This window comes from Neobacillus sp. FW104-15D2, from assembly GCF_058790155.1.
The window spans coordinates 1-18,484 of record NZ_JBYTCJ010000001.1 but is presented as its reverse complement, the minus strand read 5'-3'; the positions used below and the strand labels follow the sequence as shown (position 1 = coordinate 18,484).

At 38.7% G+C, this 18,484-nt stretch carries 21 protein-coding genes; 8 read left to right on the top strand and 13 right to left on the bottom strand.

Features of this window, described 5'->3' with window-relative positions; all coding sequences use genetic code 11:
- Window positions 1–269: 269 nt before the first annotated feature.
- Both AC3WR0_RS00105 and AC3WR0_RS00100 read left to right on the top strand, forming a co-directional pair.
- Window positions 270–620, top strand: coding sequence for a hypothetical protein (locus AC3WR0_RS00105; RefSeq protein WP_492550458.1), 351 nt, complete (start codon window positions 270–272; stop codon window positions 618–620).
- Between the two features lie 173 nt (window positions 621–793).
- Window positions 794–1,273: a YkyB family protein gene (locus AC3WR0_RS00100; RefSeq protein WP_492550457.1), complete on the top strand. Its 480-nt coding sequence runs from the start codon at window positions 794–796 to the stop codon at window positions 1,271–1,273.
- Window positions 1,274–1,354: 81 nt separating this feature from the next.
- Here the strand turns inward: AC3WR0_RS00100 and AC3WR0_RS00095 are convergent, their stop codons facing one another.
- On the bottom strand, window positions 1,355–2,257 hold the full coding sequence (locus AC3WR0_RS00095; protein WP_492550456.1) for a chemotaxis protein: 903 nt from the start codon (window positions 2,255–2,257) through the stop codon (window positions 1,355–1,357).
- Window positions 2,258–2,557: 300 nt separating this feature from the next.
- Here AC3WR0_RS00095 and AC3WR0_RS00090 point away from each other — a divergent pair, with 300 nt between their 5' ends.
- The gene (locus AC3WR0_RS00090; RefSeq protein ID WP_492550455.1) at window positions 2,558–2,758 is read left to right on the top strand and encodes a hypothetical protein; all 201 of its coding nucleotides are present in this window, start codon (window positions 2,558–2,560) and stop codon (window positions 2,756–2,758) included.
- A 188-nt stretch (window positions 2,759–2,946) separates the two neighbouring features.
- Window positions 2,947–4,104, top strand: coding sequence for an aminotransferase A (locus AC3WR0_RS00085; protein ID WP_492550454.1), 1,158 nt, complete (start codon window positions 2,947–2,949; stop codon window positions 4,102–4,104).
- A gap of 65 nt (window positions 4,105–4,169) precedes the next feature.
- Here AC3WR0_RS00085 and AC3WR0_RS00080 read toward each other — a convergent pair whose 3' ends face one another.
- From AC3WR0_RS00080 to ykzS, 8 genes are all read right to left on the bottom strand, one after another.
- Complete coding sequence (locus AC3WR0_RS00080; RefSeq protein ID WP_166023552.1) at window positions 4,170–4,346, bottom strand: hypothetical protein; 177 nt, start codon at window positions 4,344–4,346, stop codon at window positions 4,170–4,172.
- 116 nt (window positions 4,347–4,462) lie between these two features.
- Window positions 4,463–5,347: an NAD(P)-dependent oxidoreductase gene (locus tag AC3WR0_RS00075; RefSeq protein ID WP_492550708.1), complete on the bottom strand. Its 885-nt coding sequence runs from the start codon at window positions 5,345–5,347 to the stop codon at window positions 4,463–4,465.
- Window positions 5,348–5,700: 353 nt separating this feature from the next.
- Window positions 5,701–6,486 carry an SDR family oxidoreductase gene (locus AC3WR0_RS00070; RefSeq protein WP_492550453.1) on the bottom strand — a complete coding sequence of 262 codons (786 nt, stop codon included), beginning with the start codon at window positions 6,484–6,486 and terminating at the stop codon, window positions 5,701–5,703.
- 306 nt (window positions 6,487–6,792) lie between these two features.
- On the bottom strand, window positions 6,793–8,508 hold the full coding sequence (ptsP, locus tag AC3WR0_RS00065; RefSeq protein WP_492550452.1) for a phosphoenolpyruvate--protein phosphotransferase: 1,716 nt from the start codon (window positions 8,506–8,508) through the stop codon (window positions 6,793–6,795).
- The gene (locus AC3WR0_RS00060; protein ID WP_035443896.1) at window positions 8,508–8,771 is read right to left on the bottom strand and encodes a phosphocarrier protein HPr; all 264 of its coding nucleotides are present in this window, start codon (window positions 8,769–8,771) and stop codon (window positions 8,508–8,510) included. The genes ptsP and AC3WR0_RS00060 overlap by 1 nt, the downstream gene beginning before the upstream one ends.
- Window positions 8,772–8,914: 143 nt before the next feature.
- Complete coding sequence (locus tag AC3WR0_RS00055; protein WP_492550451.1) at window positions 8,915–9,658, bottom strand: SDR family NAD(P)-dependent oxidoreductase; 744 nt, start codon at window positions 9,656–9,658, stop codon at window positions 8,915–8,917.
- Window positions 9,659–9,768: 110 nt separating this feature from the next.
- On the bottom strand, window positions 9,769–9,963 hold the full coding sequence (locus AC3WR0_RS00050; RefSeq protein WP_492550450.1) for a Spo0E family sporulation regulatory protein-aspartic acid phosphatase: 195 nt from the start codon (window positions 9,961–9,963) through the stop codon (window positions 9,769–9,771).
- Between the two features lie 98 nt (window positions 9,964–10,061).
- Window positions 10,062–10,256, bottom strand: a complete 195-nt coding sequence (ykzS, locus tag AC3WR0_RS00045; protein ID WP_492550449.1) for a protein YkzS — start codon at window positions 10,254–10,256, stop codon at window positions 10,062–10,064.
- Window positions 10,257–10,466: 210 nt separating this feature from the next.
- Between ykzS and AC3WR0_RS00040 the strand changes: the two genes are divergently transcribed.
- A complete protein-coding gene (locus AC3WR0_RS00040) occupies window positions 10,467–10,655 on the top strand; it encodes a DUF2187 family protein (RefSeq protein WP_027323186.1) in 189 nt (62 codons plus the stop codon).
- Between the two features lie 21 nt (window positions 10,656–10,676).
- On the opposite strand, the gene AC3WR0_RS00035 is transcribed toward AC3WR0_RS00040, so the two are convergent.
- Together AC3WR0_RS00035 and AC3WR0_RS00030 are read right to left on the bottom strand one after the other, a co-directional pair.
- Window positions 10,677–11,348, bottom strand: a complete 672-nt coding sequence (locus tag AC3WR0_RS00035) for an NAD(P)H-binding protein (protein ID WP_492550448.1) — start codon at window positions 11,346–11,348, stop codon at window positions 10,677–10,679.
- Window positions 11,349–11,456: 108 nt separating this feature from the next.
- Window positions 11,457–11,579, bottom strand: a complete 123-nt coding sequence (locus tag AC3WR0_RS00030; protein WP_492550447.1) for a DUF6254 family protein — start codon at window positions 11,577–11,579, stop codon at window positions 11,457–11,459.
- Window positions 11,580–11,746: 167 nt separating this feature from the next.
- Here AC3WR0_RS00030 and AC3WR0_RS00025 point away from each other — a divergent pair, with 167 nt between their 5' ends.
- Window positions 11,747–12,358 carry a CPBP family intramembrane glutamic endopeptidase gene (locus tag AC3WR0_RS00025; protein WP_492550446.1) on the top strand — a complete coding sequence of 204 codons (612 nt, stop codon included), beginning with the start codon at window positions 11,747–11,749 and terminating at the stop codon, window positions 12,356–12,358.
- Between the two features lie 81 nt (window positions 12,359–12,439).
- A complete protein-coding gene (locus AC3WR0_RS00020; RefSeq protein WP_492550445.1) occupies window positions 12,440–13,105 on the top strand; it encodes a DUF8580 domain-containing lipoprotein in 666 nt (221 codons plus the stop codon).
- Window positions 13,106–13,157: 52 nt separating this feature from the next.
- Here AC3WR0_RS00020 and AC3WR0_RS00015 read toward each other — a convergent pair whose 3' ends face one another.
- The gene (locus AC3WR0_RS00015; RefSeq protein ID WP_492550444.1) at window positions 13,158–14,198 is read right to left on the bottom strand and encodes a YkvI family membrane protein; all 1,041 of its coding nucleotides are present in this window, start codon (window positions 14,196–14,198) and stop codon (window positions 13,158–13,160) included.
- A 201-nt stretch (window positions 14,199–14,399) separates the two neighbouring features.
- On the opposite strand from AC3WR0_RS00015, the gene AC3WR0_RS00010 reads away from it, so the two are divergent.
- Window positions 14,400–16,556 carry an ATP-dependent Clp protease ATP-binding subunit gene (locus AC3WR0_RS00010; RefSeq protein ID WP_492550443.1) on the top strand — a complete coding sequence of 719 codons (2,157 nt, stop codon included), beginning with the start codon at window positions 14,400–14,402 and terminating at the stop codon, window positions 16,554–16,556.
- A 79-nt stretch (window positions 16,557–16,635) separates the two neighbouring features.
- Here AC3WR0_RS00010 and AC3WR0_RS00005 read toward each other — a convergent pair whose 3' ends face one another.
- A complete protein-coding gene (locus AC3WR0_RS00005; RefSeq protein ID WP_492550442.1) occupies window positions 16,636–18,330 on the bottom strand; it encodes a M3 family oligoendopeptidase in 1,695 nt (564 codons plus the stop codon).
- Between the last annotated feature and the right edge of the window lie 154 nt (window positions 18,331–18,484).

The following is an 18,484-nucleotide window of genomic DNA, read 5'->3' as shown; positions in this document are numbered from 1 at the left end:
TTTTTGCGGATTCCCCAGCTTTTCTTATCACACTCAGTACGGCACATCCCTGTGCCATTCACCTGACTAGGACTTCTGCGGAAAAACAGGTGCTTTTCCCGTGTGATGATATAGCTGACAAAGCCTTCCTTGTCCTGTCCGTCGTCCGGGAAAATAGTGAAATTTTATCATCCTTTCAGCACACCCAATCCTGATACAGACAGGCTCAATCAATAGCTTATTCCATAAAATAGTGGGAAAAGAAAAATAATATGAGGAGGTACTAGCAGATGAACCCTTATTACTTGCCGCCTGCCTATTACCGCAACCAGGAAGATACAAGATTTTTTCCCTTTTTTCCATTTGTAGCAGGATTGGCTACAGGAGGACTACTTGCCCTGCCATTTCTTTATAACAGGCCTTTTTACCCACCTGTATACCCGGCCTACCCAGGATACCCTGGATTCGGAATATACGGCGGAGTTATGCCAGGTGCATTTCCATATGGCGGTGCAATACCAGGTGGTCTTCCATATGGCGGAGCAATACCAGGTGCTGTTCCATATGGCGGAGCAATACAAGGTGCTGTTTCCTACGCACCACCGATTAATGTGGCATCCCAACAATATATTGTTCAATAAAAGCAGCAAAGCAGGCCGATTCTGGCCTGCTTTATTTTTTTTCATTCATTACACCTTTCATATTATAGAGAGCTTCATTAAGAGCTTAATAAAACCTCTTCTTACTTTAATTTCTATTTTTGAGAGTTACGAGTTATAATAGACATTATTGAACGAAAGTGAAAGGAGTTATAATGTTGGCACACCAAGGCAATACTCCCCCATCAAAATTAAATTTAACTGTAGAAAACCTCTCCCAGGCTATCTATGTCGTCAACAGACATGCTAAAACTGCTCCCAATCCAAAATCCTTATATCATTTAAAAAAAGAAGCTCTTAACAAATTGATTGGTGAAGGCAAGGCTAAAAAAGTGGGTCTTCATTTCTCAGAGAATCCGGGAAATAGTCAACAGCGATCGGATGTACTTGTGGAATGCGGAAATTACACGTTTCATATACCTCCAGTAAAAAGTGATTTTACCGATCTGCCTCATTTAGGAAAATTGGACGGGCTTTCTAGAAACCCGAAATCCTCCCTCTCTCTGCCGCTGGCAAAAAGCCTATTGCAGTCTTATACAGGAATATCAAGCCAAGAGCAGGAAAGTCGCAGTGCGCATAATCACACAAGAGCATTCCAAAAACCTATATTTAAAAAACTTGGCGAAAGATATTAATACAATTTTAAAAATCCATAACAAAAAAGCCGGTTTTCCCGGCTTTTTTGTTATGGATTTTTAAACTATTACTTTTGTTTTTTATAAAATATGTTTATCAACAGCAAGAATCAATTTCGAAATTTCCGGCTTGCTGATCTGTTCTTCCGCTCCAACCATTTTACCTTTATGAAGAAGATCCTCAGTGATTAGTGAAGAAAAAATAATGACCGGCAGTTTAGCCATGCGGGAGTCTTCTTTTACCTTTTTAGTAAAATGATGCCCGTCCATTTTAGGCATTTCCACGTCCGTAATAATTAATTGAACTTCTTCCGTTAAGTTCCTGCCTTCTGCAGCAAGGCTATCCAGGTATTCAAAAGCATCAGCACCGTTCTCAAAAAACTCCACATTCTGATATCCGGCTTCTGATAATGTATCATGCAGTAATTTCCTCAGTAAGGGTGAATCCTCAGCAACCAGTAATTTCTTATCTGATCCATTTCTTGGTCCCAGCTTCTTAACTTCCTTCACATTAATTCCGGAGTCAGGGTTAATTTCCACAATAATTTTCTCGAAATCCAGAAGGAGACACATTTCCCCATTTATTTTGACCACACCCACTATTTGTCCATCATTATACATTTCAGATGGTTTTTCGATATCCTGCCAGGAAATGCGGTGAATTTGAGAGACATTATGAACATGAAAAACAATCTTCTGCCTATTAAATTCTGTCACAATAAACTTTTCAAGCAGCGTATTTGGCGGAGTTCCCTGAAAACCAAGAGCCTTGGCTACATCAATTACTGGAAGAACCTCTCCCCTCATTTCTATAATCCCTTCAATATGTGGATGAGAGTGAGGAATAGTTACAACCTTAACCGGGTTTATAATCTCCTTAACCTTTATCACATTTATGCCGTATTTATTGGGCCCTATATGAAACTCGACAATTTCTAGTTCGTTGGTGCCACTTTCTAGCAAGATTCCTTTACCTGTTCCCATTGCTGTTACTCCTTTGGTCTATCTAAATAATTAGATGCTTCTCCGAGAAAAGCACCCTGTTACCACTACTATATCATGAGAATTAGCCTTGCTCACTTCATTTTTTGTGTCATTTATAAACAAATATGAGTTTTATCAAAACCGAATAGATTAAAATTCTTTAAGTTATTTAGGCATTATGGATTTAGTAAAATCTAACTTTTTGTGAACATTATCACAAACTATGGACCCGGCGCTTTAACAGGTTTACAATAAAACTGTAAATAAAGAGTAAGAAAATAAAAAAAGAGGTGCAGTGTTATGAAAGGAACAGCTATTCTTTTTCAGGAGGATACAGTTACCTTTATTGAAAATGTTGATCACTCCGTCTTTGAGGAACTTAAAGAACAGTGCGGCTGCAGTCATTGCAATTGCAGGCTGGAAAATAAATTAGTAGATTTTGGATCAGTCTCTCCTGTCTTCTGGCACGAAGATGAAGTTGACTGGGATTATGGCTACTAAAAAATAAAAGCCCCAAGAGTTAACAAAGGATTAAATTTATTCAATCCTTTAAAAATAAATTACTCCCCTTCCCTCAGAAAACAGCCTGGATTTCCTTGGCTGTTTTTAATTTACCTGCTTCTTTCTACTCTTTGAGAAAAAAAGTGATAAAATGAGGTTACGATAAATGGGAAGGATGAATTAGTGACGTGGAACACTTGATTAATGAGAGAGTTAAAAATATAGAAATTTCAGGTATTCGCAAGTTTTTTAATATGGTTTCACACACAGAGGATATGATCTCTTTAACGATTGGACAACCCGACTTTCCTACCCCAGAGCATGTAAAAAACGCAGGGGTGAAAGCTATAGAGGATAATTTCACCTCGTACACCCATAATGCCGGGATGCTCGAATTAAGAGCTTCAGCTGCAAATTTTGTGAAGCAAAAATATGGCCTGGATTACAATCCAGATTCCGAAGTTATTGTAACAACGGGAGCAAGTGAAGCAATTGATATTGCTCTCCGAACTATTTTAAGCGAAGGGTCTGAAGTAATCCTGCCAGGACCTGTTTATCCGGGCTACGAGCCAATTATTCGACTTTGTGGAGGAATTCCAGTACACGCAGACATCAGGGGGAATCATTTTCGTTTTACTGCAGAAGTAATTGAAAGCTATCTGACAGAAAACACACGATGTGTGGTTCTTCCTTATCCCTCCAATCCTACTGGGGTAAGCCTGTCATATGATGAACTCGAGGAGATTGCTGCTCTGCTTAAGGATAAGGAAGTTTTTATTCTTGCAGATGAAATATACAGCGAGTTAGTTTATGGAAATAGACATTATTCCATTGCTTCATTTTTACGCGAGAAGACGATCGTAATTAACGGTTTATCGAAATCCCACTCTATGACTGGCTGGAGGATTGGGCTTTTATATGCACCGGAATACCTTTCAAAGCATATTCTAAAGGTTCATCAATATAACGTAACCTGTGCCACTTCTGTCTCTCAAATGGCTGCTTTGGAAGCTTTGACAACTGGAATAAATGATGCCATTCCAATGAGAAATGAGTATGAGAAAAGAAGAGACTATGTTTTTAAGCGGTTAACTGATACAGGTCTCGAGACAGTGAAGCCGGATGGAGCGTTTTATTTCTTTGTCAAAATCCCTGAATTTATTTCAAAGAACTCCTTTGATTTTGCCCTTGACCTAGTAAAGGAAGAAAAAGTGGCAGTTGTCCCAGGAAGTGCTTTTTCAAGCCTCGGTGAAGGTTATTTCAGACTATCTTTCGCATGTTCTATGAGTACCCTTGAAAAAGGGCTGAATCGTATTGAAAATTACTTTAACAAACAGAAGAATTAAAGATATCTTCGTTTAGTGGAAATAAAAATTAAAGGGTGCCCATTCTTAAAAGGGCACCCTGTTTTTTAGCCTTTATATTCACCATTATTTTTAGGTGCTTTTTCTTTTTTAGCTTTATCCTTATGAATTTTATTTGTTGCTGCTGCTCCTGTTTCATGCGCAAACTCAGCATTTAAAACAGCAGAATCAAAGCCCTTCTTATTTTTCTGCTGTGGGTCATTCTTCTTTGTTCTTTTTGCCATGTTTTAATCTCCCTTCTGAAATATCGTAAATAGTATCATTTCTTCGCGGGATATTTATTCATCTAAAAATTAACAGTAAAAAAGACCTGTCCGAATCGGACAGATCTCTCTTATTCTTACTCTTTCCAATATTTATAAAGGGCTTGCGTACCGCTTTCAGATTCCCCGCTTTTTGCCAATTGATCATACATAGATTTTGCGAGTGACAGTCCCGGAAAGTCTACTTCCATCTTTTCGGCTTCATCCAAAGCAATTTTCATATCTTTAATAAAATGCTTTATATAAAACCCTGGTTCAAAATCACCCTTCAGCATTCTTGGAGCTAAATTGCTGAGAGAAAAGCTTCCAGCTGCTCCAGTAGAAATGCTTTTGAGGACGTTTTCCGGGTCCAGGCCCGCTTTTTTAGCATAAACAAGTGCTTCAGAAACACCAATCATATTCGATGCAATCGCAATTTGATTACACATTTTTGTATGCTGTCCTGAACCTGCCGGCCCTTGATAAACAATATTGGTCCCCAGCTTTTCCAACAAAGGCCTTACCTCATCAAATGACTCCTTATCCCCTCCGGCCATAATAGCGAGACGGGCTTCTCTAGCTCCAATATCTCCTCCGGAAACGGGTGCATCAATAGCAGAAATGCCTCTCTTTAAGGCTTCCTCATAAATCCTCTTCGCCAATGAGGGCGTTGAGGTGGTCATATCAATTATGTAGCTGTTTTCTTTAGCATTGGAAACCAATCCGTCTTCTCCCAAATAAACTTCTTCCACATCATACGGGTAGCCCACTATTGTAAATATAACATTTGCTTTTTTGGCAGCTTCCTTAGGAGAATCAGCCCATTGTGCCCCTTTTTTAAGAAGCTCATCTGCCTTTTCTTTTGTACGATTATAGACGATAAGAGGAAAGCCAGCTTCAAGCAAATGTCCCGCCATGCTTTTCCCCATCACGCCAGTTCCAATAAAAGCAATAACAGTATTTTCAGGTGATAACACAAAAATCCCTTCCCTCAACTTTTTATTCCATTTTAACACTTTGAACCTAATAGGCAGAAACTTTAAATAAAAAAAGTCCGGAACAAAGGTCCCGGACAAAGTGCTAATCTCCAATTTATGCACTTTACTATTCTAACCTCATCATGGTGTTTTAATCCAATATTAAGCTTAAATTTTTTTTTATTTTCAAGGCTTTTTAACGTTTTTTTAGAATAAATTTTTGGAATCGCGCTCCCTTTCCACGTGCGAGCTGCCATTCGCGAATAAGCACCGTACGATCGGAATGGGAATGCGTCTATCGAGGAGCACCGCGATATTTCCTTACCTTATAAATCACTTTTTTAACAGAGGATGTCATGTTATATAGATTTAACCATACCGCCATCTACAAGGAAAGAGCTGCCTGTCATATAGGAATTTGCATCAGAGACTAAAAAAGAAGCAACCTTTGCAAACTCTTCTGGCTCGCCATACCTTTTTAGAGGAATAGTTTCCTTCACCTGATTTTCCACTTCTTCTCTTTCAATACCAATTCTGTCTGCATTAACCTGATCAAGATGTTTTACTCTGTCTGTTGCTATTCTTCCTGGTGCAATTGTATTGACTAGAATATTATAAGAAGCAAATTCCTGTGCAAGAGTCTTGGTTAGACCGACAATCCCGGTTCTGAATGTATTAGATAAAATAAGGCCAGGAATAGGTTCCTTAATGGAAGAGGAAGCAATATTAAGGATCTTTCCACCCTGCTTTTTCAGATGAGGCAGAGCCTCCCTAATCATCCTAATATAGGACAGCAAATTGAGCTCAAAGGAATTCTGCCAGTCATCATCCGTCATTGTTTCGAATGATCCTGCGGGAGGACCCCCTGCATTATTTACAAGAATGTCTATCCGCCCAAAAGTTTCAGCTGTCTTGGCAACAAGCTGCTGAATATCCTCTTTGTTAGTAATATCAGCTGTTTGATAGGATACCTTACCACTGCCAATCGACTCCAGCCGAACTGCCTTTTCCTTTAATTTCTCTTCTGTACGGCCGGAAAGCATAACATTTGCTCCCTCTTTTAAAAGCTGCTCTGCGATGGCCAGCCCCAACCCCTGGCTTGAGGCCGCAATTAAAGCTGTCTTTCCCTTAAGATTGAAATCCATATGTATCCTCCTTTATTAAATATTATCTCTATTATACAGAAGCCATCAAAATAACGCTTTTTTTAAACCTTTACCTACATATTTTTTTCCACGACATTCAACTTCCTCCTTTAAAGCCTGTCCGTGGTGCGTTTGGAAATCTAAGGAAAAAAATTCTGATTATCAAAAAAAAGGCCGTCTGTTTTCACAGCCGGCCAAAATTGGGGGAAAATGAGAATGATTAGCATACACTTAGTCATTTCAAAGTGCTTGCTTATCTTTACCCCTATAAACTTCCTTCAAACATTTTTAAATATTACAAAACTATTACATTTGCGTTGCTTTTTTTACAGCTTGTATAACTTCTTCTGTTGTTCTCATATTAAGAACTTCTTTTGCTAACTCTTCCATTTCAGCTTTTCCTAGCTTGCTGATTTGAGAGCGAGCTTTCAGAATAGAAGTTGCACTCATGGAGAACTCATCCAGTCCAAGTCCAATAAGCAAAGGAATTGCTGTTTCATCGCCAGCCATTTCCCCACACATCCCAGCCCACTTTCCTTCAGCATGCGCAGCATCAATGACCATTTTTACAAGTCTTAGGATTGAAGGGCTGTATGGCTGATACAAATAAGAAACACGCTGGTTCATACGGTCAGCAGCCATTGTGTATTGAATAAGATCGTTTGTACCGATACTGAAGAAATCTACTTCCTTTGCAAACTGATCAGCAAGAACAGCAGTTGAAGGAATTTCAACCATGATTCCAAGCTCAATTTTTTCTGAGACTTTTTGGTTTTCCGAAACTAGCTTTGTTCTTTCTTCTTCAAGGATTGCTTTAGCAGCACGGAACTCATCAAGAGTTGCAATCATCGGGAACATTATTTTCAAGTTTCCATAGATGCTTGCTCTTAATAAAGCTCTAAGCTGGGTACGAAAAATAGATTGTTCTTCAAGACAAAGACGAATTGCCCTAAAACCAAGGAAAGGGTTTAACTCCTTAGGCAGGTTTAAATACGGCAGTTCCTTATCTCCACCGATATCAAGAGTACGAACAACAACAGGCTTTCCTTCCATTCCTTCAAGAACAGCTTTGTATGCCTCAAATTGTTCTTCTTCCGTTGGCATCTGGTCACGTCCCATATAAAGGAACTCAGTTCTGTAGAGACCAACTCCCTCTCCGCCATTTTCAACCACACCCTTTAAATCCTTAGGTGTGCCGATATTGGCAGCAAGCTCAACGTGGTGTCCGTCAGAAGAAACAGTTTTCTCATTTACAAGCTTGGCCCACTCTGCTTTTTGGGCTTCATATTGATCATGTATACGGCGATACTCTTCCACAGCTTCAGGAGTAGGATTAATATGAACCTCTCCTTTAAGGCCATCAACAATTACTAAGTCGCCATTTTGAATATCTTCAGTTGCCGTTTTTGTACCGACAACCGCAGGAATTTCCATTGAACGTGCCATAATTGCTGAATGTGATGTACGTCCGCCGATATCTGTTGTAAAACCTTTAACAAAGTTGCGGTTTAATTGAGCAGTATCAGAAGGAGTTAAATCTTCTGCAATGATAATAACTTCTTCAGCTATCATGCTTGGATTAACAATATGAACACCAAGAAGATGGGAAAGGACACGTTTAGTGACATCACGGATATCAGCTGCTCTTTCTTTCATATACTCATTGTCCATTTGTTCGAACATCATAATAAACATGTCAGCTGTTTCTTTTAAAGCATGCTCTGCGTTTACATTTTCAGATTTAATTTTATCTTCAATTGGAGTTACAAGCTCAGGGTCGCTAAGAACTAGAAGATGTGCCTCAAAAATAGCAGCTTTATCTGCTCCAAGATCCACCAGCGCACGATCACGGATTTGTGAAAGTTCAGCTTTTGATTTCTCAAGAGCTGCATGAAAACGCCCGGCCTCATCTTCGGCATTTTCGACTGTCTTTTTTTCAAAAGACAAATCTGGTTCTACCAGTTTGTAAGCCTTGGCAATAGCTATGCCATTGGAGGCAGCAATTCCTTGTAAAAAAGTCATTACTCTGCCAAACCTTCTTTTTTCATAGTTTCTTCAAGAGTTCTTAATGCATCTTCTGCATCACTGCCTTCAGCACTGATAGTAATATCTGCACCCTGACCAACACCTAGAGACATTACACCCATAATGGATTTAAGGTTTACTTTTTTTCCTTTATATTCTAAATGAATTTCGGAATCAAATTTACTTGCAGTCTGTACTAAAAGAGTAGCAGGTCTTGCGTGAATTCCAGTTTCGGCTGTTACTTTAAATTGTTTTTCCATTCTAATCAAACTCCTTTAATATAATGAATGAAATATAATCTACTGCATAAATTGATGCTTGCTTCATTAACTTATACAATTTCCCCTTTTTAGTCAACTAAACCAGCAATAGACTAAAAATTAAATAAAGTGAAAGGGCTTTATTATTCCTCGTAGATCATTTTCCTTGTCATCCCGCCATCCAGTACAATATTTTCTGCCGTAATGAAATCATTTTTGGGGTCGGTCAAAAATAAACAGCATCTTGCAACATCCTCTGGTTTTCCCACTCTACCCGATAAATGCTGTTCATGGTCTAAACGAGTTAATTCCTCGTAATTTTCAGTCTGAATCCAACCCGGGCTTATACTATTAACAAAAATTCCATCTGGTCCGAGTGTTCTCGCCAAAGCATGCGTCAGGGCTATAATCCCTCCCTTTGACGCAGAATATGCTTCCGTATTTGGCTCGGACATAAAAGCACGTGTGGAAGCTATATTTATAATATGTCCTCCGCTTTCCTTCATATATTTTGCTGCCTCTTTTGAACATAAAAATACGCTTTTAAGATTAGTATTAATAATCTCATCCCATTGATGAGAAGTCAGTTCCAAAAAAGGAATGAATTTTGAAATACCTGCATTATTAATCAATATATCAATTTTCTCAAACTTCTCTGCAGCGGTTTCAAAAAGAGCCTTGATATTCTCTTCATCTTTTACATCTGTTTTAAAAAATAAAGTCTCGTGACCAACTTTTTTTAGTTCCTCTTCTGCTTGTCTTCCCCTTACTTCATCGACATCGGCAATCACTACATTGGCTCCCTGCTTAAAATACATCTCTGCAACTGCTCTTCCAATACCATGTGCAGCCCCTGTAACGATTACTGTTTTGTTTTCATATACCATATGTGTCACCCTCCCTAGTAACTGATTTACCCTTTTAAAGTTCCCAAATTACAGGTCTTTCAAAACAAAAAAGACGCATAGCCTGTTTGGAATGCGTCTTTGAAATATTATTAATGGTTAAATCCATAAGCATAATTTGTATTAATGGCAAATTGTTGATGAAGATTTAACAGTTTATCAAGTTCCTCACTTTTTTTCACTGTTTCACAGCTTGTAAAACCTTTACAGAAAGCAGCTAGGATCATTTCTTCCCTTTTCTGCTCTATCTCATGGATCAAGAACTGATACCTATCAAACCGTTTCACCTTTCACCCCTCCTTTGACTCATGACTATTTTACTATATCATCGATCAACTGACAATATATTAAGAATATTCCACCCTGGATTTTTATTCCTTTAAACCTAGCTTCTTGGAGTATCCAAATAAACATATAAAACATCTCCTCCGCGCTGGGCAATTCCGCGAAAATGCTTAAAATCATTCCTTTTCACAAGCACCTGCCGAAATGGCAGAAAGTCATCCTTTTTCACAAAATACTCCGATAAATCACCTGAAGCCAGCTGGTCAAGTACTTCGTTCACAAATTGTTCAGTCATATGGAGTCCCCCTATCTTCCTATTAATATTATTGTAAAAATTTTTTCAGGTAAAGCTAACAAATAAAAACACAAGAAAAAGAATTTTCAGTTAAATTGCTAATAAATTATTAAAATTGTCACACAAAAGCCTTTACGAACGAAAAAAAGTAGTGCAAACTGTAACTTATAAAAGATAAATACGCTTCCAGGGGAAAGGAGAAGGATTTAAATGAAAAAAGCTGAAGTAGGAAATGTTATTGAATTTCGTGAAGGCCTTCAGGGAGTTGTTGAAAAGGTAAATGAAAACTCGGTAATTGTAGATTTAACATATATGGATAATTACAGGGATTTGGAGCTGGATCCAAGAACTGTTATTAATCACAAAAATTATAGAATTATTAAAGAAAAAGCCAATTAATCTATTAAACAGGAGCAGCCATTAGGACTGCTCCTGTTTTTGTAAGCGGTTCATTTCGTCTGATTCATAAGTAAATATACCTTTTTCTCCTTTGATTGCTCTTTCGGCCATAAACTTCGCAACCTGTTCGGCCTTTATGGGAGCATATTTTTTTAGGCTTCCCCTAAAGAGAAAGGGAAGGCGAGTGAAAAGCATTTCAGCTGTTTTTTCCCCCAGCCTGAATTCCTTCCTGTTTCCAAGAAGCAGCGAAGGTCTAAAAATATGAACCCCTTTAAATGGAAGAGACTTTACTCTTTCTTCCATTTCCCCTTTAACCCGATTATAAAAGAAACTGGAGTTACTGCTTGCTCCCATTGCAGAAACGATTAAAAACTGCTCTGCTTCCCCTTCAGCCGCCAATTTAGCAGCTAAAAGAGGAAAATCTAAATCGACTTTTTTGAAGGCTTCTTTGGAACCCGCATTTTTCATTGTTGTACCAAGACAGCAAAAAACATCTGAAACGTTAAAAACTTCCCTTACGTCTTCCATTCGCGATAATTCCAAAATATATGTATTCAGTTTAGGATGCTTTTTCAGCACGTCGCTTCTGCTAATAATATGTACCCTCTCATACTTATTATTCTCAAGAATGTTATCAAGCAGGTATCCTCCCACTAGTCCTGTTGCACCCAGGATTAATGCCGTCCTCCCCATCTCATTTCACTCCTTTTTAATTATCATAACATTTCTTGGGATCCCTGTTTAAAGTTATAATTTTGCCCCGCCAAATTTAGATTGACGGGGCGTGGGGAATACTATGCTTTAGCGATTTGTTTGTCCTGGATCCTTTGATAATTCATTAAAGGATTTTACTTTACCATGCGGTTTCTGTTCCTGTTTACGTACAGTCCATTCCCGTTCTTCTTCACTTTTAGATTTACTCATTTTAAATCCTCCTTTCATAACATTAGCTTTTTCCATCATATTTGGTTTTATCCTTGAAAGCGCAAATGCATTTAGGGATGGAGGAATGCGATAATACAAAACACTTTGGCTTGCTTCTCTTTTTTGATAAAATGTTTTTTGTGTTTCTTAGAGGAGGATTACAATTAATGAAAGTAACAAAAAGTTTTTGGCTCCTGTTAATAGGATTTTTTATAGCTCACTTACTTATATACTTTTCTTTCCAGGACAAGGCGGTCTTTTGGTATATTTTCACAGCATCGTACTTACTTTTGATTACCTTTACGATCCTTCAGCAAGAAGTAGATGATGAAACCAGGTTAATATCCTATCTTTTTTATGGAATAATTTCAGGACTTATTCTTTATGGACTTTTTTGGACTGGCTTTCAGGCAATGCAGTGGATCTATCCTCCCGTGTACTCATCAGTTAATACACTGTACAACTGGTTTTCTCCCTATCAGTACTGGCATTACTTTGCCTTGTTTTTAATTGCCGTTCCAGGGGAAGAGATTTTCTGGCGCGGCTTTGTCCAAAAAAGAGTCAGTAAATACTTTGGTAAACTTCAAAGTGTCGCGGCTGCTTCTATATTATATGCATCTGTCCATATTTACTCTGGTGAATGGATATTGATACTGGCAGCATTTCTTTCCGGTATTGTATGGGGTCTCCTTTACATATGGAAACGTAGTATGCCGCTTGTTATTATCTCTCACCTTGTTTTCGATGCAATGATTTTTGTTCTTTATCCACTTGTATAAAACCTTTTATATAAGTCTTGTAACTTTTAACTTCCTCTTTTCGACAAATATAACATATAGGCAAATCAAGGAGGAGTACAAATGAAATGGAAAAGGCTAATGGCGTCTGTTGGAATTGCTTCTATCATACTTGCTGGATGTGGAACTGCAGAAAAATCAGCCAGCAATAAAGGAGGCAAGGAACAATCACAAAGCAAACAGACCGCAAACGCAGATCAGCAGGATACATCAGCCAAGCCTGAGGAAAAAAAGGATGACACCCAGCAGCAGGATTCTAAGATACGATTAATGGAAACGAACCTGCAATATGAGTTAAACGGTGCAAAAAAAGAAAACACAGCATTTCTAAAAAAATCCGGGAACAATTCCTATTCACTATATGTGCTGCCTGAATATGAATTATCATCAGAAGAACCAAATCGTGATATTCTTTTTCTTAAGTCGGACGATTCTATTTTTATGCGTGTTGAAACCCTCTCTCCCGATTTCGATAGTAACATGGTAAAGGAAAATATGAAGGCAGAGCTTGCTTCCGTTAATCCTGATGTAAAAGAGGTTCAGCCACCGGCAGAAGGCATATTCCAGAATGCAACCGGAATGGAAACTTCTAAGGATAATGATGTTGTTACTTCCTATCTTATTAATAATAAAGGCCTTAAGGTCAAACTAAGCATTTATACTAAAAAAGAAGCTGATCACAAGGATGCTTTTATCGAAATGGCCAAAACTATAGTTCCTGAACAATAATAAAAAAGAATGTGCAAAAGCCCCGGAAACGGGGCTTTTTTAATAATCCTGCTTATCTGGCAGGATAAGGCTTCATCCATAATAGTATGATAAATATAAGACTCACGTAGCCAAAAAGAGGATAAAGGAAAGAAAGAAGTGTTCCGTAATTAACCAGGCTAATAAAATACGCCACAGCAAAAATAGCGGAGACAGTGATAACAGTTGGAATGTTAAAATGTTTTTTCAACTGTCTTTCAAGGCCATATATATTTCCAATTACGGATGTGAAAATTTCTCCATAAACAACCAGAATAAATATCCAATATAATTGAGATGCTGCATCTTTCATCATAATGGCCATGGGAATTTCATACGATGTAAGCCTTGGAAGCATAATCAGCGTAAAGTGGCTTGAAACCAAAATAAGAGTAAGCGCCGCTCCCCCAAGAATCCCCCCCCACTTTATTGCCCATTCGTCCTTAATATCTGCTGCAATGGGCACCAAAACTGCCTGAGCCAAAGCTAAATTAAAAGCTGTATACGAAAAAGGAGCGATCACAGACTTCCATCCATCATCTGCATGAGGAATAACGAACAGCTGATCAATAAAATTTGATTTACCTACTGAAAAAAACATCAGTAAAACACTAAAAGAAATCATTATAGGTACAACAAAAGAATTCACAGCAAAAAGTCCTTTTGTTCCGACCATCATGGTCAGCAAGGATAATATGATCGTAATCATAATACCTAAATTCTTGGAGAATCCCAGCTGTTCCTCAAAAACTGCCCCTGCTCCTGACATCATTACGGCAGTTACTCCTAAAAGCATAAGCCCCATAATCATATTAATAGCGGTGCCAGCCCACCTGCCAAATAAATATTCATTTAATTCCTGATAGGATTTTGCACCAATTCTTAATGACATCACCATTAATTTTGAACCCATATATACAAGTATATAGCCACTCACTAAAATACTAACAAACCCCACCAGCCCAAATCGCGTGAAAAACTCAACAATCTCTTTTCCAGTTGCAAAGCCAGCACCTACTACTGTCCCAACATAAACAGCTGCGACTTGGAAGGCAGCTCCCCAATTTCTCTTCACATAGATTCCTCCTCCCTTCCCAATATATGTAGGAATGGACAAACAAAGACATGGCTTTTTATCTTGTCTATGGAATAAAATACCACAGGCAAATATCTTGAAAGTCAAAAAAGGTCAGAGTATACTAGGTGCATAAAGGTCAAATATAGTCAAAGACAAAGACCTATGAAGCTATTTAATTTATAAGGAGGTTTTTTACTTATGCTATGTCAAATGTGTAATGAAAACCAAGCCAACCTTCACGTTAATATGATTATAAATGGTCAAAAGACCGAACTTCAGATATGTAATTCTTGTTTCTCGAAAGAAAAGAAAGCTCTCGGAGCAAATTTTGGTTCTGGCATGAGCCCGTTTTCAGGCTTCCCGTTTGAGGATTTATTTAAGGCTAACAACATGGGACAAATGGGTAACGCTAAAAAAGCCCCTGCAGCACAGCAGCAGCATGGTAATGGCGGCTTCCTGGATCAATTCGGCCGGAACATAACTCACATGGCCAAGGCCGGCCTAATGGACCCTGTTATTGGCCGAGATAAAGAAGTTATCCGTGTAATTGAAGTCTTAAATAGAAGAAATAAAAATAATCCAGTTTTAATTGGAGAACCAGGTGTTGGTAAAACAGCAATAGCTGAAGGGCTGGCAGAAAAAATTGTTGCCGGAGATGTACCTGATAAATTGAAGAAAAAAGAAGTATATCTTTTAGATGTAGCTTCATTAGTAGCAAATACAGGTATTCGAGGCCAATTTGAGGAAAGAATGAAACAACTTATAGCAGAGCTGCAGGAGCGCAAAAATATTATCCTGTTCATTGATGAAATCCATCTTCTCGTTGGTGCGGGTTCTGCTGAGGGCTCAATGGATGCAGGAAATATCCTGAAACCAGCTTTAGCAAGAGGGGAGTTACAGGTTCTAGGTGCAACTACTCTTAAAGAATACCGCCAAATTGAAAAGGATGCTGCTCTTGAACGCCGCTTCCAGCCAATTCATGTGCATGAACCATCACCTGCTGATACACTTGAAATCCTTAAAGGAATTCAGTCTAAATATGAACAATATCACCAGGTAAAATATTCTGAAGAAGCAATTAAAGCTTGTGTAACGCTTTCTCACCGTTATATTCAGGACCGCTTCCTGCCAGACAAGGCCATTGACCTTCTGGACGAAGCTGGTTCAAAACTGAATTTGACTGCAGAGTATAAAGATAGCAAACAACTAGAACAGCGTCTTCAGGAAATCGGACAGGAAAAAGAGCAGGCTCTTAATGAAGAAAATTACGAAGCTGCAGCTAAACTACGGGATGAAGAAGCTAAGATTGAGAAACAATTAAATACTGAAAAGGCCTCTGATCTTCCTGTAGTTGATGCAGAAATGATTCAGAATCTAATTGAAGATAAAACTGGCATCCCTGTCGGGAAACTTCAGGCAGATGATCAGATCAAATTGAAAAATCTTGAAGATAAAATGAAGCATAAAGTAATTGGACAGGAAGATGCTGTAAGAAAGGTAGCGAAGGCTATTAAACGGAGCCGTGCAGGCTTGAAGCCGAAGCATCGCCCCATCGGATCCTTCCTCTTTGTAGGACCAACTGGTGTCGGTAAAACAGAGCTTACTAAAACTCTTGCAGAAGAGCTGTTCGGTACAAAGGATAGCATGATCCGCCTCGATATGAGCGAATACATGGAGAAACACAGTGTATCTAAATTAATTGGTTCACCTCCTGGATATGTTGGCCACGAGGAAGCCGGCCAGTTGACAGAAAAAGTGCGCCGAAATCCGTACAGTATCATCCTGTTGGATGAAATTGAAAAAGCGCATCCGGATGTACAGCATATGTTCCTTCAAATTCTGGAAGATGGCCGCTTAACTGACAGCCAAGGAAGAACTGTAAGCTTTAAAGAAAGTGTCATTATCATGACGAGTAATGCAGGCACCTCATTTAAACCTATCCATGTAGGATTCGGCCGAAATGAAGCAATCGAAGAAGCAAGCATTCTCGATTCTCTAGGAAGCTTCTTCAAACCAGAATTTTTAAACCGTTTCGATAGCATCATTGAGTTTAAATCTCTTGATAAGGAACATTTACTTGAGATTGTTGAACTAATGCTTGGTGATCTCCATGAAACACTTAAAGAACAAGGTTTATCCCTTGAGGTGACAGAGGGAGTGAAAGTACGTTTAGCTGAACTCGGCTACCACCCAGCCTTTGGTGCACGTCCTCTTCGCCGTGTCATCCAAGAACAGCTTGAAGATAGGATTGCGGATTTTATTCTAGATCAGCCTGAAGCAATTGAATTAAAAGCTGATCTTGTAAATGATGAAATTATCTTTACCGAAAAAGCCGCCATTGAATTAAATAAATAATATTACAATGACCTAGAACATAATGTTGTAACTGAACCCAAAGAGAAAGCGAAGCCGCTAATGGCTTCGCTTTTTTTAATTATAAATTTTTATCATCAACTGAGTTTAGCCAGTTTTCGATTTCACCTACCACAGACTCTACACAGCCTTCTTCAAAAGGAGAAATAAGGTTTGCTTCCTCAACAAGCTTTGTGAAACTCATACTGCCTCCAAGCTGGCAAAGATGTGCATAATCCTTCCATGCTTCCTCCTGGTTTTCTCTGGAACGTTTCCAGAACTGGAAGGCACAGATTTGAGCAAGCGTATAATCAATATAATAGAACGGAGAGCCGTAAATATGGCCTTGTCGCTGCCAGAAGCCGCCATTCTCCAAATATACATTACCATCATAATCACGGTGTGGAAGATAAACCTTCTCAATTTCCCTCCACTTATTTTTACGCTCTTTTGGAGATGCTTCCGGATTTTCATAAACCCAATGCTGGAACTCATCAACAGAAACACCATATGGCAGGAATAAAAGACCGCCGCTTAAGTGGGCGAATTTATACTTGTCAGTATCTTCTTTAAAGAAAAGCTCCATCCAAGGCCAGGTAAAAAACTCCATGCTCATAGAATGGATTTCACATGCCTCATAGGTTGGCCAGTTATACTCAGGAATCTCAAAATGACGGCTGGAATAAACCTGGAATGCATGTCCAGCTTCGTGGGTCAGAACATCTATATCACCAGAAGTTCCATTAAAGTTAGAGAAAATAAATGGGGATTTATAATTTTCAATATAGGTGCAATATCCACCCCCTGCTTTTCCCTTTTTCGCCACAAGATCCATGAGGTTGTTGTCATTCATGAATTTAAAAAATTCTCCGGTTTCCTTTGATAATTCATTATACATTTTTTGGCCGTTATCAATAATCCACTCCGGACTTCCTTTTGGAGCAGCGTTGCCTGTTTGGAATTCAAAGTTTTCATCGTAAAACTTCAATTCCTGAACTCCGATTCTTTGCTGCTGACGTTCCCGCAGTTTGGTAGTGATAGGGACAATAAAGTCCTTCACCTGCTGACGGAATTTTGCTACCATTTCTGCGTTATAATCGGTACGCATCATACGGTAGTAACCTAGCTCAACAAAGTTCTTATATCCCAGCTTTTGGGCAATTTCTGTTCTTACTTTTACCAATTCATCATAAATACGGTCAAACTCTTCTTCATGTTCAGCAAAGAAACCTGAAGTAGCAGTAACAGCTTTTTTCCTCGTGTCTCTGTCAGTAGATTGAGCAAAAGGCCCCATCTGTGCCAATGTCCGCTCTTCGCCTTCAAAAGGAATTTTGGCAGAAGCAGCAAGCTTTGTATATTCAGTTGAAAGCTTATTTTCCTTTTGCAGAAGTGGAACAATTTCAGGCTTAAAGGTTTTCAGCTGTCCTTCAGCAAGTGCAAATAACTGTCTTCCCCATTTTTCTTCAAGCTCTCGGCGAAACTTTGAATTTACTAGACCCTCGTAATACTTTGTTACCAAACCTTCTACCTCTGGCTGAATTTCATCCATGTAATCCTGTTCACTTTTGTAAAATTCATCATTGGTATCAATAGAATGGCGAATAGAACATAATGTAAACATTGTTCCAATGTTATGACGGATCCCATTTATTTGATCCATCACTTCACTTTGCTCTTCAACTGTCGCAGCCTGCTCAAACTTAACAAGCAGTGCATCGAAAGTTTGGCTAACCTCTTCCAGGCTGGGACGTTTGTATGTATAGTCCTCGAATTTCATTTTAAATCCCCCTTTTATTAAAGTTCCAAGAGTCTTATTCGACACTAGACATCTAATTCCCTTCGATATACGAAAATAAATCGAGTAGAGGGAAAATAATTTAATTATTTTCGCCCCTCTCACACCACCGTACATACGGTTCCGTATACGGCGG

Excerpts from the sequence above, each read along its gene's own strand:
- AC3WR0_RS00090 (WP_492550455.1), top strand. The coding sequence starts at position 2,558 with ATGAAAGGAACAGCTATTCTTTTTCAGGAGGATACAGTTACCTTTATT.
- AC3WR0_RS00060 (WP_035443896.1), bottom strand. The coding sequence starts at position 8,771 with ATGGAAAAACAATTTAAAGTAACAGCCGAAACTGGAATTCACGCAAGA.
- AC3WR0_RS00020 (WP_492550445.1), top strand. The coding sequence starts at position 12,440 with ATGAAATGGAAAAGGCTAATGGCGTCTGTTGGAATTGCTTCTATCATA.
- AC3WR0_RS00040 (WP_027323186.1), top strand. The coding sequence starts at position 10,467 with ATGAAAAAAGCTGAAGTAGGAAATGTTATTGAATTTCGTGAAGGCCTT.
- AC3WR0_RS00055 (WP_492550451.1), bottom strand. The coding sequence starts at position 9,658 with ATGGTATATGAAAACAAAACAGTAATCGTTACAGGGGCTGCACATGGT.
- AC3WR0_RS00070 (WP_492550453.1), bottom strand. The coding sequence starts at position 6,486 with ATGGATTTCAATCTTAAGGGAAAGACAGCTTTAATTGCGGCCTCAAGC.
- AC3WR0_RS00010 (WP_492550443.1), top strand. The coding sequence starts at position 14,400 with ATGCTATGTCAAATGTGTAATGAAAACCAAGCCAACCTTCACGTTAAT.
- AC3WR0_RS00080 (WP_166023552.1), bottom strand. The coding sequence starts at position 4,346 with ATGGCAAAAAGAACAAAGAAGAATGACCCACAGCAGAAAAATAAGAAG.
- ptsP (WP_492550452.1), bottom strand. The coding sequence starts at position 8,508 with ATGACTTTTTTACAAGGAATTGCTGCCTCCAATGGCATAGCTATTGCC.
- AC3WR0_RS00005 (WP_492550442.1), bottom strand. The coding sequence starts at position 18,330 with ATGAAATTCGAGGACTATACATACAAACGTCCCAGCCTGGAAGAGGTT.
- AC3WR0_RS00030 (WP_492550447.1), bottom strand. The coding sequence starts at position 11,579 with ATGAGTAAATCTAAAAGTGAAGAAGAACGGGAATGGACTGTACGTAAA.
- AC3WR0_RS00100 (WP_492550457.1), top strand. The coding sequence starts at position 794 with ATGTTGGCACACCAAGGCAATACTCCCCCATCAAAATTAAATTTAACT.
- ykzS (WP_492550449.1), bottom strand. The coding sequence starts at position 10,256 with ATGACTGAACAATTTGTGAACGAAGTACTTGACCAGCTGGCTTCAGGT.
- AC3WR0_RS00105 (WP_492550458.1), top strand. The coding sequence starts at position 270 with ATGAACCCTTATTACTTGCCGCCTGCCTATTACCGCAACCAGGAAGAT.
- AC3WR0_RS00025 (WP_492550446.1), top strand. The coding sequence starts at position 11,747 with ATGAAAGTAACAAAAAGTTTTTGGCTCCTGTTAATAGGATTTTTTATA.
- AC3WR0_RS00035 (WP_492550448.1), bottom strand. The coding sequence starts at position 11,348 with ATGGGGAGGACGGCATTAATCCTGGGTGCAACAGGACTAGTGGGAGGA.
- AC3WR0_RS00095 (WP_492550456.1), bottom strand. The coding sequence starts at position 2,257 with ATGGGAACAGGTAAAGGAATCTTGCTAGAAAGTGGCACCAACGAACTA.